This is a genomic window from Rhizobium sp. CAU 1783 (genome assembly GCF_054551725.1).
The window spans coordinates 735,279-751,373 of record NZ_JBTOLM010000002.1; the positions used below are offsets into that span (position 1 = coordinate 735,279).

Consider the following 16,095-nt stretch of genomic DNA (forward strand, 5'->3'; position numbering starts at 1 on the left):
CTCTATTCGCTCAGCGCCCGGCGCAACCGCCTGAGGATGACCGCCCGCGCCTTGTCGTCGCCGGCCCGCTTGAGTTCGTCCTGCAGGTCGAGCACCAGGGATTGCAGGTCGTTGTGCCAGTCCTTGTGGCCGGGGCGGGCCGGATCGATGCGGGGCGGCCTGGTTTCAGAAATGTCGACGGCTCCCTCGGTGGTGAGCTCGAAGGCGCCGTCGATGCGCGGCACGAGGATGCGCTCGGGCGGCAGGAAGCCGGCCAGACGCTGGCTGAAGGCGGCGAGCGCAGCTTCTTCGCCATGGACGAGGAAGGTTCCCGCCTTGATCGGCTGGCGGTTCTTCACCCATTCGGTCAGCTCGCGACCATCGGCATGGCCGCTATAGATGTCGAGCTCGCGGATGCGCGCCCGCACGGTGATCTCGTCGCCCTGGATGCGCACGGTCGCCGCCCCGTCCTTGAGAATGCGCCCGAGCGTGCCGGTCGCCTGGTAGCCGACCAGAAGCACGGTCGCCTCCTCGCGCCACAGCCAGTTCTTCAGCCGGTGGCGGATGCGCCCCGCCTCACACATGCCGGACGCGGCGATGACGATATGGAAGCCGCGCATGTTGTCTATCGCCTTCGACTGCTCGACGGTTTCGGTGAAGCGCACATTGTGCGCCTCCATCGCCTCGGCCAGCAGCTTGCCGTTCTCCAGTTCGCGGGCATGACGGCGGAAGATCTCGCTGGCGCGGGTGGCAAGCGGCGAATCGATGATGATCGGGCAGGTCTCGATCGCGCCGCTGCGCATCAGCTGCACGAGATCCGCCAGAAGCTCCTGCGTGCGCTCGACGGCAAAGGAGGGGATGAGCAGCGCGCCGTTCGGATTGGCGGCCATGCGCACTTCCGCCTCGAGCGCGTGTCGCCTTGCCCGCTCGTCGACGACGGCGCGGTCGGTATCGCCATAGGTGCTCTCGCAGATGACGTAGTCGAAATCCTGCGGCGCCTCCGGATCGAACTGCAAGAGCTTGTGACTCGGCCCGATGTCGCCGGAGAACATCACGCGCAGGCTGTTCTCGGGCGTTTCGATTTCCATCTCCACCGATGCCGAGCCGAGCAGGTGGCCGGCATTCCAGAAGCGGAAGCGGATGCCCTCGATCGCCTGCTGCCAGCTTTTCAGCGGAACGCTGCGCATCATCGTGACCGCCCGGGCCGCATCGAGTGCGTCATAGATCGGTTCGACCATGTCCCGTCCGCGCCGCTGGTTGCGGCGGTTGAGCTGATCGACTTCGCTCTCCTGGATATGCGCCGAATCCGGCAGCATGACCGAGCAGAGATCGACGGTGCCGCGCGTCGCGAAGATCGGTCCCTCGAAGCCCGCCTTGGCGAGCTTGGGGAGAAGGCCCGAATGGTCGATATGCGCGTGGGTCAGGATCACGGCGTCGATTTCCGACGCGACGAAAGGGAACTCTCGGTAGTTCAGCTCCTTTTCGCTCTTCGAGCCCTGGAACATGCCGCAGTCGACCAGCACCTTTGTTTTCCCGAGATCGATCAGGAAGCAGGACCCCGTCACGGTGCCGGCGGCACCGTGGAAGCGCAGGATGGGATGGCGTGTCATCGGATGTTCCTCTCGTCGTCTTCGGCATTCTTTTCGTTGAACCCGCCTGCGCCCAGTGCTGGAGCATCGGCGGCAGGCAAGGGAGGTCGGCGTGACTGTCACGCCGATGCCATGGTGCGTCAAGACTGACCGGGATGGCAGCAGTGGAATGCAAATTTGTGACAGGTGATTGCGCCACTTCACCTTCGCCACTATCAAACGTCGGAGGAATTCGGCGGGACCTGAACGGAAGAAGGCGGACGGAGTGAAGATAGGCGTCTATGTCATCAATCTCGACCGCTCTGTCGCTCGCCGAGAGGCGCTCTGGCAGCAGGCGGCGGCACTCGGTCTTGAACTGCGCCGCGTCGAGGCGGTCGACGGTCGCGCGATCGACCCGAAAGACTGGGTGGATCTCGACGAAGAGAGCTTCAAGCGCAACAACGGGCGTTCCGTCGTGCCGGGTGAATACGGCTGCTACCGCAGCCACCTGAAGGCCTTTTCCACCTTTCTCGAAACCAACGACGACGCGGCAATCGTCATCGAGGACGACATTCAGCTGGTCGGCGACTTGGTCGAGCGTGCTGCCGCGATCCTCGAGGCGGTCCCCGATGCCGAGATGGTCAAGCTGTTCAACCACCGCACGGTCTGGTTCCGCCGCACCGCCACCTCGCGCCTCGGCGACGAGGTCGGCAGGGCTTTCCACGGTCCCCAGGGGTCGGCGGCCTGCAATCTCTACACGCGGGAAGGGGCTCGTAAGGCCCTGCAGAACCTGAAGGTGATGCGCTATCCGGTCGACATCGCGCTGGAACGCGGCTGGCAGAGCGGCCTGGCCGTCTTCACGGTGCGCGAGGACATTGTGAGCCTCGGGGCGCTGAAAAAGCAGACCGAAATCGCCAGCATCGCCGACTACCGGAAATACAAGTTTACCGGTGCGAAGCGCATGGTCACGCATTTCGTCCGCGCCGGAGAATATCTGCGCCGGATCGGCTTTGCCCTTCGGGCCTGAGCAGCCCAATGCCAGCCGAAAGTTCCCGGGACCCGGCCTTGCCGGACCCCGGGGAGGTGTCGGATCAGGCCGCCCGCTTCAGGGCGTCGCCGAGGATCGAGACGATGGTGGCGATCTCTTCCTTTTCGATGATCAGCGGCGGCGACAGCGCGATGATGTCGCCGGTGACGCGGATCAACAGGCCGTTGCGGAAGCAGTCGACGAAGACGTCATAGGCACGCGTGCCCGGTGCGCCGTCGCGCGACGTGAGTTCGACGGCGCCGACAAGGCCGAGGTTACGGATATCGGCGACATGCGGAAGGCCCTTGAGGCTGTGCAGCGCCTCCTGCCAGGTTTCGGAAAGACCGGCAGCGCGGGTCAGCAGGCCTTCCTCTTCGTAGATTTCCATAGTGGCGATGCCCGCGGCGCTGGCGACCGGGTGGCCGGAATAGGTGTAGCCGTGGAAAAGTTCGATCGCGTTTTCCGGACCCGTCATCAGGCCGTCATGCACCTTGCGGCTGGCGAACACGGCGCCCATCGGGATCGCCCCGTTGGTGATGCCCTTGGCGGTGGTCACGAGGTCGGGCACGACGCCGAAGTAATCCGTGGCGAAGGGTGTTCCGAGGCGACCGAAGCCGGTGATGACCTCGTCGAAGATCAGGAGGATGCCGTGCTTTTCGGAGATCGCCCGGATACGCTCCAGATAGCCCTTTGGCGGCAGGATGACGCCGGCGGAGCCGGACATCGGCTCGACGATCACGGCGGCGATGGTTTCAGCGCCGTGCAACTGGACGAGACGCTCGAGGTCTTCGGCAAGCTCGATGCCGTTGGCCGGCAGGCCCTTCGAGAAAGCATTGCGGTCGAGATCCAGTGTATGGCGCATGTGATCGGCCGGGATCTGCGGGAAAACGCGACGGTTGTTGACCAGTCCGCCGACGGAAATGCCGCCGAAGCCGACCCCGTGATAGCCCTTTTCACGGCCGATGATCCGGGTCCTGGTGCCCTGTCCGATGGCGCGCTGGTAAGCGATCGCGATCTTGAGCGCCGTGTCGACCGATTCCGAACCGGAACCGGTGAAGAAGACGCGGTCGAGCTGGGCCGAAGGACCGCCCGGCGACATCGTCGCGAGCTTGGCGGCGAAATCGAAGGCAACCGGATGGCCCATCTGGAAGGTCGGCGCGAAATCGAGGGTGCGCAGTTGGCGCTCGACCGCCTCGGTGATCCGTTTGCGGCCGTGGCCGGCATTGACGCACCAGAGGCCCGCCGTGCCGTCCATCACCTTCTTGCCGTCGATGTCCGTGTAATACATGCCCTCGGCGCCGGCGAGCAGCCGCGGCGCGGACTTGAACTGGCGGTTTGCCGTGAACGGCATCCAGAAATTGTCGAGGACCGGCATGTTGGAGGACGGGGTCTGAGGCATGATCGAAAGCTCCTTTGAGGTTGCCTCGTGTGTCAGTCATTTTTCAACGTCCAACAAGTCCTTTTCTTGGTGTCGGCAAGCTATTGATTTTCATTGATGGATGGAGTCAATGTTGCGGAATTCGCAACACCTGAAACAGGACTGCCCGTGTCGGTCGATATCGGAAACCGCCTCAGACACCTCCGCATGGCGCACAAGCTTTCGCAGAGGGAACTTGCCAAGCGCGCCGGCGTCACCAATTCGACGATCTCGCTGATCGAATCGAATGCCTCCAACCCGTCCGTAGGTGCACTGAAGCGGATTCTCGACGGCATCCCCATCGGCCTCGCCGAGTTCTTCGCCTTCGAACCGGAACGGCCACGCCAGGCCTTCTACGCGGCGGAGGAACTGGTCGAGATCGGCAAGGGCGCGATCTCCTACCGACAGGTCGGCGAAAACCTGTTCGGTCGCAGCCTGCAGATCCTCAAGGAGTGCTACCAGCCCGGCGCCGACACCGGAAAGGTGCCGCTCGTCCATGAGGGGGAGGAGGGCGGCATCGTTCTCTCAGGCCGGCTGGAAGTCACCGTCGACGACGAACGCCGGATCCTCGGCCCGGGTGATGCCTACTACTTCGAAAGCCGCCGGCCGCACCGCTTCCGCTGCGTCGGCCCGGTCCCCTGCGAAGTTATCAGCGCCTGCACGCCGCCGACGTTCTAGCAAGTCCGGCATGTGAGGCGAACGGACGAAGGGTCGAGTTGAACAGATCCCCCTTGACCTTCCCCTTATAGGAAGGTGCAATGTTTCCCTGATGCTCTGATTGACGGAGATCAATCCCGGCAGAGTTGAAGGCGCTAGAGTTGGCGCCGTCGATCATGAGAGACGTGTATGAATTCGGCCTGTGGGATTCAGAGGTGGTTGAGAGTGGTGGCGATCGCGCTGGCGATCGTGCTGGCCTTCGCCGCTGCCCAATCGCACGCCTCAACGCGTCTCTGCGCCAGATCTGCTGAACTGGCGGAGACACACGATCACAATCCTCACCAAGGCTCGCACCATCAGGATGAGGATCAGGCAGACTGTTGTCGCAGCGCGTGCGTTCTCTGCGTGGCGCCGATCCCTAGGACCGGGGCGATCCTGAAGACTGTTGCCCCGACGATTACTCCCCTGTGGCGATCGAACCGGCTATCCGGGCAAGCGCCGTCTCCGGGATGGCACCCTCCTCGATCTGCTGGCTGACGATAGCGCGCATCGCGCGGACCTTACCTGTCAACAGCACGGTCGCGAGGCGACCGGGATCGAGAGAGCTATCATGTTTAGAAGAGATTTCCTGAAGACGCTCGCCGTCGGCGCGGCTGCCCTGTCACCCTTGGCGAGTGTAGCGGCAAGAGCCGGCACGAGCACCAGCGAGCTGGTCATCGGCAAGCGCATACTGGAGGTGAACGGCAAGCCGGCCTCCGTTTTCGGACTGACCAGCCGAGGGGGCGCGGCCGGACTGGTTGTGGATGCAGACACCAGGTTCGACGTTCTGTTGAACAACCAGAGCGGTGAGGAAACGCTGATCCACTGGCACGGGCTGACGCCGCCTTGGGAGATGGACGGCGTGCCCGCCAATCCGTCGACCCTGTTGCCGCCGAACGAAACGCGGGCCTATGACTTTCCGGTCGGCAAGGGCGGAACCCACTGGATGCATGCCCATACATTGCAGGAGCAGAACCTGCTGGCGGCGCCCCTGATCGTGCGTACGGCCGAGGATCGGGCCCGCGATGAGCAGGAGGTCGTGGTTCTCCTGCACGACTTCTCCTTCAAGTCGCCAGAGGAACTGCTGGCCGGGCTCCAGTCCGGCGCGGGTGGTCACGCCATGCCTTCGGGCCATGGCGGCATGACATCGATGATGAGCATGCATGGCGGGCACCAGATGGGCGGCGGCGGAGCGGCTGCGGGCATGCCGATGATGGCCATGTCGGCCATGGATCTTAACGACATCGAGTACGACGCCTATCTCGCGAATGACCGCACTCTGGAGGATCCGGAGATCGTCCGCGTCGAGCGAGGCGGACGTGTCAGGCTGCGCATCATCAATGGCGCGACGGCGACCGGGTTCACGATCGATACCGGTTCGATCGAAGGCGAGCTCATCGCGGTCGATGGGCAGGACGTCGCCCCGGTCCGCGGTCGCCGGTTTCCCTTGTCGATGGGGCAGCGTGCCGACATACGACTGAACCTGCCGGCGGAGGACGGGGCCTTCCCCATCCTTGCGCTTCGCGAGGGCGCGGTCGAGAGGACGGGCATCGTTCTGGCGACGCCGGCGGCGCGTATCGAGAAGCTCGCAACATCGGGCGACAACAAGGGACCGGTTCTGGATCTGTCGCTGGAGCAGAAGCTGCAGAGCCTCTCGCCCCTTCCTGTGCGTCCGTCCGATCAGCGGTTCGAGCTGATGCTCGGCGGCGACATGGCCAGCTATACATGGCGGATCGATGCCGCCGGCCCGCTCGACATCGGCAAGGGACAGCGAGTCCGGATCTCTATGCACAACATGTCGATGATGGCCCACCCCATGCATCTCCACGGCCATCATTTCCAGGTCGTGGCGATCAACGGAATGGCGATCAACGGCGCCGTTCGGGACACCGTGATGCTCCCGCCGATGGCACAGGTTGAGATCGAGTTCGACGCCGACAATCCGGGACGCTGGCCGCTACACTGCCACCATCTCTATCACATGGCGACCGGCATGATGACCTTCGTCGACTATGGCAAGGCAGGGTGAGGAGGTTCTCATGACCGACCAACATCACACGCATCGCCAAGACCAGCACGAACATGCGCATCACCATCATGGTGACCATGCTCCGGACAAGTCGATACCACCGGCCTCGGCCGGTGGGGAAATGTCTAAGGCGACGATCTACACCTGCCCGATGCATCCGCAGATCCGGCAGAATGGCCCTGGCAACTGCCCCATCTGCGGCATGACCCTCGAGCCTGAGATGCCCGTTGCCGCTGAGCATGGCAGCGACGAGTACGCCGACATGTCCCGGCGCTTCTGGATCGGCTTGATCCTCAGCCTTCCCGTGCTGGCGCTGGAGATGGGCGGGCATCTCACGAACCTTCACGCCGTGCTGATGCCGCAGACATCGAACTGGATCCAGCTCGCGCTGGCAACGCCCGTCGTGCTCTGGGCGGGCTGGCCGTTCTTCGAGCGTGGCTGGCGGTCGATCCTCAGTCGCCACCTCAACATGTTCACGCTTATCGCCATGGGGGTGGGGGTGGCCTGGCTCTTCAGCGTCATTGCCACCGTGCTGCCGGGCATATTCCCTGAGACCTTCCGTTCCGCCGAGGGAGCGGTGGCGGTCTACTTCGAGGCCGCCGCCGTCATCACGGTTCTTGTTCTCCTGGGCCAGGTCCTGGAACTGCGTGCACGCGAGCAGACCGGCGGCGCCATTCGCGCGCTTCTCGATCTCGCGCCCAAGATTGCCAGACGGGTGCGGGCCGACGGCACCGACGAGGACATCGCGCTTGAGGCGGTCAACGTCGGCGACATGCTGCGTGTCCGTCCGGGCGAGAAAGTGCCAGTCGACGGGGTACTGAAAGAGGGGCGAAGCTCGGTCGACGAGTCCATGATCACGGGCGAATCCATGCCCGTGACCAAGGAACCCGGAGCGCAGTTGATAGGCGGCACCATGAACCGGACCGGCGGCTTTGTCATGCAGGCCGGCCGCGTCGGCGCAGACACCATGCTGTCCCAGATCGTCAAGATGGTGGCCGAGGCACAGAGATCCCGCGCGCCCATCCAGCGTCTCGCAGACCAGGTTTCCGGCTGGTTTGTTCCGATCGTCGTCCTGATTGCCCTGGCCTCGTTTTTTCTCTGGGCTTTGCTGGGTCCGGAACCGCGCTTTGCTCACGGGCTTGTTGCCGCCGTTGCGGTTCTCATCATCGCATGCCCTTGCGCGCTAGGACTGGCCACCCCCATGTCGATCATGGTCGGCGTCGGAAAAGGCGCGAGCCTCGGCGTCCTCATCAAGAACGCGGAAGCGCTCGAGAGGTTCGAAAAGGTCGACACGCTGGTGCTCGACAAGACGGGCACGCTCACCGAGGGCCAGCCTCGGCTCACCACGATCGTTCCCGCTCCCGGTTTGTCCGAAGCGGATGTGTTGAGAACCGCCGCCAGTCTGGAACGATCGAGCGAACATCCGCTGGCGCTCGCAATCGTCAATGCGGCGGTCGAGAGGCGCTTGTCGCTTGGGGACGTCCAGGACTTTGACAGCCCTGTCGGCAAGGGCGTCACGGGCATGTTCGAGGGGCGAAGGGTCGTCCTGGGAAGCCATCGGATCATGGAGGAACACGCGACCGACCTGACTGCCTTCCTCTCCAAGGCCGAGAGCTTGCGCAACGACGGAGCAACCGTGATCTTCATGGCAGCCGATGGCAAGGTCGAAAGCCTGTTCGCAATCGCGGACCCGGTGAAGCAGACGACGCCGGAAGCGTTGAGAACGCTGGTGGATGAGGGCATTCGCATCGTCATGCTGACGGGCGACAACCGGACGACCGCTGATGCCGTCGCCCGACGCCTCGGGATCGCGGAAGTCGAGGCGGAGGTTCTTCCGGAAGACAAGAGCAAGATCGTGTCGCGCCTGAGAGGTGAAGGACGAATCGTCGCCATGGCTGGGGACGGGGTGAACGACGCGCCGGCCCTCGCCGCCGCCGACGTCGGGATCGCCATGGGTACGGGCACCGACGTCGCGATGGAAAGCGCCGGGGTCACGCTGTTAAAGGGAGACCTGATGGGCATAGTGCGGGCGCGACAGCTCAGCCGCGCCACGATGGCCAATATTCGGCAGAACCTGTTCTTCGCCTTCGTTTACAATGCCGCGGGCGTCCCCATCGCAGCCGGCCTGCTCTATCCCTCCTTCGGTATATTGCTGTCGCCGATCATTGCCGCAGCAGCGATGGCCCTGTCGTCCGTCAGTGTGATTGGCAACGCGTTGCGCCTGAAGACGATCCGGATGTAATGCTCAGGCACCGAGGCACTTCGCCCCGGTCATTGAACGGGGCGAAATGCCGAAACAATCTGTTACCTTCGAGAAACACGTGGCGCGGCTTTCTCGACTAGAATACGGCTGTGTCGCTTTCGGAGTGGTGGAGAAAAGGCCTCTTGGACGTCCCGGTCGAAATTCTGATTGTTGACGACGATGGCCAGATCCTGATCCTGGTCGCCAAGTTCCTCAGGGGGAATGGTTTTCGTGTCCACACGGCCCGAAACGGCGTCGAAATGTTCGAGGTCTTGAGGCGCGCTTCGGTCGATCTAATCGTTCTGGACCTGATGCTGCCGGGCAAGAACGGACTGGAGCTTTGCCGCGAACTCCGGCGTTCCTCCTCGGTGCCGATCATTATGCTGACGGCCAAGGGCGATGAAACCGACCGGATCATCGGCCTGGAAGTCGGTGCGGACGACTACCTGCCAAAGCCTTTCAATCCACGCGAACTGCTGGCGCGGATCAGCGCCGTGTTGCGCCGGACCCGCGTGGATGCGACGGCTTCTCGGGAGCGGGGCGGACGCAGCTTCCAGTTTTCCGGCTGGATCCTGGACACGATGAAACGCGAACTGACGGCCCCGAACGGAGTGGTCGTCGACCTGTCGACCGGAGAATATGATTTGCTGATCGCCTTTCTCGAGGCGCCCCAGCGTGTCCTGTCTCGCGAGTTCCTGCTGGATTCAGCCCGCAATCGGGCCATCGAGGGCTATGATCGTTCGATCGACGTCCAGGTCAGCAGGCTACGCAGAAAGCTCGACGGGCCCGAAGACCTGATCAAGACGGTCAGAGGGGCTGGATACCTGTTTGCGACGGACGTCGTCCGTGTCTGATCCCAGCACCGAAACCGTCCTCAGGCGCTGGTGGCGCTCAATCGACAGCCTGCGACTGAGGACTGCGATCGTGGTCCTCTTCGGCATCTCGGTCGTGCATTTCGGGAGCCTGTTCACCTACCACCAAAGTCTCGAGCAGGAGCTCGACCTCGCCAACGAAGCCCGGCTGGCGGACCAGCTATTGACCATCAAGAGATCGGTTATGCGAGCCCCTGCAACCGAGCGGGAGAACATAGCCCACGATTTTTCCGGAGGGTCGATCGATGCGCACTGGGGCACCACGCCCTATGCCGTTTCAACGGGAGCAGACGCGGACAACTGGGAGCCATTGAAGCGAAACCTGCGCGCTCTGGCACCCGAAATCGCTCAGGACGGACTGATCATCGGCCCGGACACGCATGCCGGTAATGATCCGCATCTCGCGGTTGTCTCGATCCAGTTGCCAGATACCACCTGGATCAACATCAACCTCGTCTCCTGGGACCGGCGGGTGCCTCCTCCCGCTGGCATGCTGATTTCAACGACGCTCATGGCGGTCGGCGCCATCATCGTCTCCATGCTTCTGGTGCGGTGGTTCACCCGTCCCCTGACAGCAGTCGCAGCGGCCGCGAAGGATTTCTATCGCGGCAAGACGGTCGTTCCGGTTCCTGAAACCGGACCTCGGGAGGTGGTCGAACTCGCCTCGGCCTTCAACGACATGCAGCGGCGGATCGAGCGGCTGATCGAAGACAGGACACAGGCTCTTGCGGCGGTCTCGCACGATCTCAAGACACCCATCACACGATTGAGGTTCAGGGTCGAGGATCTGCCCGACGTCTCCGCACGCGCCGCGATGGCCGAGGATCTGACCGAAATGGAGCGGATGCTGGACCAAACCCTCTCTTTCCTTCGTGGCGACCGCAGCGACGAGGAACTCAAGCCGATCGATGTCGTGGCGATCCTGGAGACTCTGGCCGATGACGCCGCCGATCGAGGTGCCTCAGTGGAGTTGGCAGGGGCTGCTCACGCGATCGTTGCCGGACGGCGTCTCGCGCTGAAGCGGGCCTTGGCAAACCTGGTCGAGAACGCCATCAAGTATGGCGAGAAGGCCAATATAACTGTCTCAGATCAGGAGACGAACGTCGTCGTCACCATTCGCGACGCCGGGCCCGGCATCGCACCCGATGATATCGACCGCGCCCTTTCGCCCTTCGTGCGACTGGAGCCGTCCAGAAACCTAGAGACGGGCGGCTTCGGCCTGGGCTTGCCGATCGCCAAAGCCATTATCGACGGCCACGGGGGAAAGCTGGCGTTCGACAAAGGAGCCAACGGCGGGCTGGTCGTCACCATAACCCTCCCGAAGAGCCCGTCGGCATCCTGAAACATACTGTAACAATCACGACATCGACCGACATGGTGGCCGGGTTACACCGGGGCAAATCAAATCACTCGCCGGATTTCCGATGGTCGACCGATTCGCTCCCTTCTTCGCTGGTTTCGCCGTTCTTCTGATCGGGCTGATTGCTTTTCCGCTTTCGGCCCATGAGGGCCATGATCACGGTGCTCCGCCTCCGCCCGTTTCCACGACGATCGCGCCGCGCGCCGACGCCTCCACGCCTGATATCGAGCTGGTTGCCGTGGCTCGCGGAGAGCGTCTCGAGATCTACCTCGACAGTTTCAAGGGCAATGAAGCGATCGACGGTGCATCGCTTGAAATCGATGGCCCGGGCGGCACGATAAAGGCGGAGCCCAAAGGCGATGGCACATACGTGGCGGCCGCCCCCTGGCTGTCGCAGCCGGGCACCCATGATCTTGCCATCACCGTGATCGCCGGAGACCTGTTCGACGTTCTGACGCTTACGCTTGCCATCCCCCAGGCATCCGCAGGATCGGCGCCTGTCGCCAATGGGGGCGGACTTCTGATCGGCACGGCCTGGGCTCAGGAACTCGGCTCCAGGCTCCAGCGGCAAGACGTGACGCTGTGGGCCGTTGGCGGCGCCGGCGTTGTGATCGGCTTGATGCTCTCCGCCGTGTTTCGGCGTCGCAAGAGCGCCACTCCGGCGGTCTTGGCAGCGATGATCCTGTTTTGGGCTGGCTCGCCTGATGCGGAAGCGGCAGGTTCGATTGGCGCCACCACGCGCGCCAATGAACGCGACATTGCCCAGCGGTTCGCCGATGGATCCATCTTCGTGCCGAAGACCACGCAGCGCATTCTTGCCATACGCACGACCTTCACCGAACGTGCGACACATCCGGGAACGATCGAGCTCCCGGCACGGGTCATCCCCGATCCGAGCACTTCGGGCTACGTACAGGCTTCGGTTTCGGGACGGCTTACGCCGCCTCCCGGCGGCTTTCCTCAACTTGGCGCCCGAGTTTTGGCGGGTGATGTGCTGGCGCTCGTGCAGCCGTCCATTGGTGCGGCCGACTTCACCAGCCAGCAGCAGCAGGCTCATGAGCTCGATCAGGAGATCATGTTGGTCGAACGAAAGCTGCAACGCTTCGAGCGGCTTCAATCCGTGGTCGCGCGTGGCGAAATCGAGGACGCAAGGTTGGAGTTGCAGGGCCTTCGCGCGCGGCGCGCCAATCTCGAACAGGCGCCGACGGCAGCGGAGAAACTTACCGCGCCGGTCTCGGGCGTGATCGCTGCGGCACAGGCGGTGGCCGGACAGATCGCCGAGCCGAACACCGTCATCTTCCAGATCGTCGACCCCTCGCGGTACTGGGTGGAGGCCCTAAGCGTCGAAGCCCATTCGGTCGTGGGGACGGCCAGAGGCAAGTTCATGGACGGCCGGACGGCCTCGCTCACCTATCGCGGCAGTGGGCTTGCCGATCGCAATCAGGCGATCCCGATCCACTTCAGCGTTGACGAAAAGCCGGAGGGTGTCCGGGCCGGACAATTGCTGACGGTGCTATCCTCTACGACAGATGAACGCGCCGGCATCGCTGTTCCGCGGACCAGCGTCCTTCGCGGATCGAACGGCCAGTCTCTCGTCTATGAGCACACCAATGCGGAGCGCTTCGTTCCGAGGGAGGTCCGCACGGAGCCGCTGGACGGGGACCGTCTTCTGATCGTGTCCGGAATAGAACCCGGCAAGCGCATCGTCACGCAGGGCGCCGAACTCCTGAACCAGATTCGTTGAGGCGCAGATGTTCAACTTTCTCGTCACGCAATCACTGAAGAGCCGCCTATTCGTGCTGGCCATCGCCGCCGTTCTGATGGTTTACGGCGCGTTCACCGTGACCCGCCTGCCGGTCGACGTTTTCCCGGACCTCAACCGGCCCACCGTCACCATCATGACGGAAGCCGAAGGCCTTGCGCCGGAGGAGGTCGAACAACTTGTCACCTATCCTCTCGAAGCGCAGATGAACGGCCTGCCGGGCGTGACCCGCGTCCGCTCGACATCAGGCGTCGGCCTGTCGATCATCTATGTGGAATTCGACTGGGATACCGACATCTACCGCAATCGCCAGCAGATCGCGGAGCGTCTTTCCCTCGTCCAGCCGCAGCTTCCCGCCAATGTCGTTCCGCAGATGGGGCCTATAAACTCGATCATGGGCCAGGTCATGCTGATCGCCGTGACGGGTCCGGAAGGTGTCTCGCCGATGGAGCTGCGGGAGCTGGCGGATTTCACGGTCCGCCCGCGAATCCTGAGCATTCCCGGTGTTGCCCAGGTCATTCCGATCGGCGGCGAGGTGCGGCAATACAGGGTCTCTCCGAATTCGGCCGCCATGCGTGCGCTGGGCGTCTCCTTCGAACAGATCGAGCAGGCGCTTGCCCAGTTCGGATCGAACACGGGCGGGGGCTTCACCGACCAGTACAGCCGCGAGTTCCTGATCCGCAACGTGGGCCGAACGCAAAACATCGAGGACCTGGCGGGTATCGTGGTGGCGACGGTCGAGGGGCAGCCGGTCCTGTTGCGCCAGGTCGCGGACGTCTCCTTTGCAGCCCGCCTGAAGCGAGGCGATGCCGGTTATCAGGGGCAGTCCGCCGTGATCGTCTCGGTGGAGAAGCAGCCGAACGTCGATACGGTTCAGCTCACCCGCGAAGTTGAAGCTGCACTCAGCGAGATCAGCGCGACCTTGCCGGAAGGCGTGAAAGCCGACCAGGTGCTCTTCAGGCAAGCCAACTTCATCGAAACCTCGATCAGCAACGTCCAGAAGGTCCTGGCGGAAGCGATCGTCGTGGTCGCCATCATCCTGTTCGCGTTCCTTCTGAACACGCGCACCACCGCGATCTCGTTGACAGCCATACCCGTCTCCATTCTCGTCACGGCAATCGTCTTCCATCTGCTCGGGCTTTCGATCAACACGATGACCCTCGGGGGGCTGGCGATCGCCATTGGCGAACTGGTCGACGATGCGGTGGTCGATGTCGAGAACATCTTCCGTCGTCTTCGGGAGAACCGCGAGAAGGGCAATCCCCGCACCGTCTTTGCGGTCGTGGTTTCAGCGAGCCAGGAAGTCCGTTCCGGCATCGTCTATGCCACGATGATCATCGTTCTCGTCTTCGTGCCACTCTTCGCCCTGTCCGGGATCGAAGGCCGGCTGTTTGCTCCCCTCGGCCAGGCCTATATCATCTCGATCCTGGCATCCCTCGTCGTATCGATCACCCTCACGCCCGTGATGGCCTATTACCTGCTGCCGGGCCTCAAGCGCCTCGACGAGCATGAGGGCGTCATCGTCCGCGTGCTGAAGAAGGCAAACCGGCGACTTCTGGACTGGTCCTTCGGCAACCCGAAGATCCTGATGACGACTGTACTGGCAGGTGTCATTGCCGCCGTTATGTTCGCGACCCAATTGCCACGGTCCTTCCTGCCGCCCTTCAACGAGGGCACGCTGACCATCAACATGCTTTTCAATCCGGGGATCTCGCTCGCTGAGAGCCATCGCGTCGGCCTGATCGCCGAGCGGTTGATCATGGAGGTCCCGGAAGTCGAGCAGGTCGGGCGCCGAACCGGAAGAGCGGAACTCGACGAGCATGCAGAAGGCGTCCATTCCTCGGAGATCGAGGTCGCGCTGACGGCCGATGGACGCTCAAAAGACGAGATCATCGCCGATATCCGATCGCGGCTTTCCGTGCTTCCCGTTGCGACGAATGTCGGGCAGCCCATCTCGCATCGTCTGGACCACATGCTCTCGGGGGTCCGCGCCCAGATCGCGCTGAAGATCTACGGCGAGGATCTCGATGCCATCCGTGGCTTTGCCGAGGAGTTTCGTGGCAAGCTCGACGAGATTCCGGGGATCGTTGACCTTCAGGTCGAAAAGCAGGTGCGTATTCCGCATCTCGAAGTCATCGTCGACTACCGGCGCGCCGCCCTTTATGGGGTCCAGCCCGCCAGCGTGACCGAGCAGCTCGAACGGCTTTCCAACGGAACCATCGTCTCCCGCATCGTCGACGGCAACAAGCGTTTCGATGTCGTGCTCCGGCTCGAGGACGAGACACGCAGCACGAAGGGTCTCGCGGATCTTCTGATCGAAACCCCCGTTGGCTGGATCCCCATCAGCCAGATTGCCGAGGTGCGGGAGACGGATGGCCCGAACCAGATCCTTCGGGAGAACGGCAAGCGCCGTGTGGTGGTGCTCGCCAACACGGATGGCGAAGCCGACATGGCGACCGTCATCGCCGAAATCCGAAGCGTGATCGCCGCGTCGCCCCTGCCTCCCGGCTTTTTCGTGAACTTGGAGGGCACGTTCCAGGCGCAGGAGGAATCGATGCGAACGATCGGGCTCCTGTCGATCCTGTCGCTGTCGCTGGTCTTCGCGATCCTCTATTCCCGCTATCGCTCGGTTCTGTTCGTCTCGATCATCATGGCGAGCGTGCCTCTGGCACTGATCGGGTCGGTAATGGCACTCTGGATCGCGGGCCAGCCGCTCTCCGTCGCGTCCATGATTGGTTTCATCACCCTGACAGGGATATCGACACGCAACGGCATCCTGAAGATCAGCCACTACATCAATCTCGCAATTCAGGAAGATCTGCCGTTCGGGCGCGAACTGGTGATGCGCGGTTCGCTGGAACGCCTCACCCCCGTCCTGATGACGGCGCTGTCTGCAGGCGTCGCCCTGGTTCCCTTGATGATCGACGCGACGGCGCCGGGCAAGGAGATCCTCCATCCGGTCGCCATCACCATCTTCGGCGGTCTGGTGACAGCAACCGTCCTCGACACCCTGCTCACGCCAACCCTGTTCCTGCGCTACGGGCGCAAGCCCCTGGAGCGCCTCGTGGAACAGGCCCGCAGCCAGATCGAGCAGACACATTCGTCTCGCGGCAAGCCCGCCAGCGCAATCGAAGCCTTTTGAT

General features: G+C 63.1%; 10 protein-coding genes. 8 read left to right on the forward strand and 2 right to left on the reverse strand.

Annotated features, from left to right (window positions below; translation table 11 throughout):
* Window positions 1-2: 2 nt before the first annotated feature.
* Complete coding sequence (locus ACX93L_RS10325; RefSeq protein WP_459404753.1) at window positions 3-1,589, reverse strand: MBL fold metallo-hydrolase RNA specificity domain-containing protein; 1,587 nt, start codon at window positions 1,587-1,589, stop codon at window positions 3-5.
* A gap of 244 nt (window positions 1,590-1,833) precedes the next feature.
* Here ACX93L_RS10325 and ACX93L_RS10330 point away from each other — a divergent pair, with 244 nt between their 5' ends.
* Window positions 1,834-2,574 (forward strand): glycosyltransferase family 25 protein, encoded by a 741-nt coding sequence (locus tag ACX93L_RS10330; protein ID WP_459404754.1) that lies wholly within the window; start codon window positions 1,834-1,836, stop codon window positions 2,572-2,574.
* A 64-nt stretch (window positions 2,575-2,638) separates the two neighbouring features.
* On the opposite strand, the gene aptA is transcribed toward ACX93L_RS10330, so the two are convergent.
* Complete coding sequence (gene aptA, locus ACX93L_RS10335; protein ID WP_459404755.1) at window positions 2,639-3,973, reverse strand: omega-aminotransferase AptA; 1,335 nt, start codon at window positions 3,971-3,973, stop codon at window positions 2,639-2,641.
* A gap of 147 nt (window positions 3,974-4,120) precedes the next feature.
* Here aptA and ACX93L_RS10340 point away from each other — a divergent pair, with 147 nt between their 5' ends.
* The 7 genes from ACX93L_RS10340 to ACX93L_RS10370 all read left to right on the forward strand — a co-directional run bounded on the left by ACX93L_RS10340 (window position 4,121) and on the right by ACX93L_RS10370 (window position 16,094).
* Window positions 4,121-4,669 (forward strand): cupin domain-containing protein, encoded by a 549-nt coding sequence (locus ACX93L_RS10340; protein WP_459404756.1) that lies wholly within the window; start codon window positions 4,121-4,123, stop codon window positions 4,667-4,669.
* Window positions 4,670-5,258: 589 nt separating this feature from the next.
* Complete coding sequence (locus tag ACX93L_RS10345; protein ID WP_459404757.1) at window positions 5,259-6,716, forward strand: multicopper oxidase family protein; 1,458 nt, start codon at window positions 5,259-5,261, stop codon at window positions 6,714-6,716.
* Between the two features lie 10 nt (window positions 6,717-6,726).
* Window positions 6,727-8,958 carry a copper-transporting P-type ATPase gene (locus ACX93L_RS10350; protein WP_459404758.1) on the forward strand — a complete coding sequence of 744 codons (2,232 nt, stop codon included), beginning with the start codon at window positions 6,727-6,729 and terminating at the stop codon, window positions 8,956-8,958.
* Between the two features lie 143 nt (window positions 8,959-9,101).
* Window positions 9,102-9,812, forward strand: coding sequence for a response regulator (locus ACX93L_RS10355; RefSeq protein ID WP_459404759.1), 711 nt, complete (start codon window positions 9,102-9,104; stop codon window positions 9,810-9,812).
* Complete coding sequence (locus tag ACX93L_RS10360) at window positions 9,805-11,172, forward strand: ATP-binding protein (RefSeq protein WP_459404760.1); 1,368 nt, start codon at window positions 9,805-9,807, stop codon at window positions 11,170-11,172. The genes ACX93L_RS10355 and ACX93L_RS10360 overlap by 8 nt, the downstream gene beginning before the upstream one ends.
* Window positions 11,173-11,254: 82 nt before the next feature.
* Window positions 11,255-12,934, forward strand: a complete 1,680-nt coding sequence (locus ACX93L_RS10365) for an efflux RND transporter periplasmic adaptor subunit (protein ID WP_459404761.1) — start codon at window positions 11,255-11,257, stop codon at window positions 12,932-12,934.
* A gap of 7 nt (window positions 12,935-12,941) precedes the next feature.
* On the forward strand, window positions 12,942-16,094 hold the full coding sequence (locus ACX93L_RS10370; protein WP_459404762.1) for an efflux RND transporter permease subunit: 3,153 nt from the start codon (window positions 12,942-12,944) through the stop codon (window positions 16,092-16,094).
* Window position 16,095 lies beyond the last annotated feature (1 nt).

What these genes read in the sequence shown, in the direction of transcription:
- ACX93L_RS10325 (WP_459404753.1), bottom strand. Translation starts at nt 1,589, where the DNA reads ATGACACGCCATCCCATCCTGCGCTTCCACGGTGCCGCCGGCACCGTG.
- ACX93L_RS10345 (WP_459404757.1), top strand. Translation starts at nt 5,259, where the DNA reads ATGTTTAGAAGAGATTTCCTGAAGACGCTCGCCGTCGGCGCGGCTGCC.
- ACX93L_RS10365 (WP_459404761.1), top strand. Translation starts at nt 11,255, where the DNA reads ATGGTCGACCGATTCGCTCCCTTCTTCGCTGGTTTCGCCGTTCTTCTG.
- ACX93L_RS10350 (WP_459404758.1), top strand. Translation starts at nt 6,727, where the DNA reads ATGACCGACCAACATCACACGCATCGCCAAGACCAGCACGAACATGCG.
- ACX93L_RS10370 (WP_459404762.1), top strand. Translation starts at nt 12,942, where the DNA reads ATGTTCAACTTTCTCGTCACGCAATCACTGAAGAGCCGCCTATTCGTG.
- aptA (WP_459404755.1), bottom strand. Translation starts at nt 3,973, where the DNA reads ATGCCTCAGACCCCGTCCTCCAACATGCCGGTCCTCGACAATTTCTGG.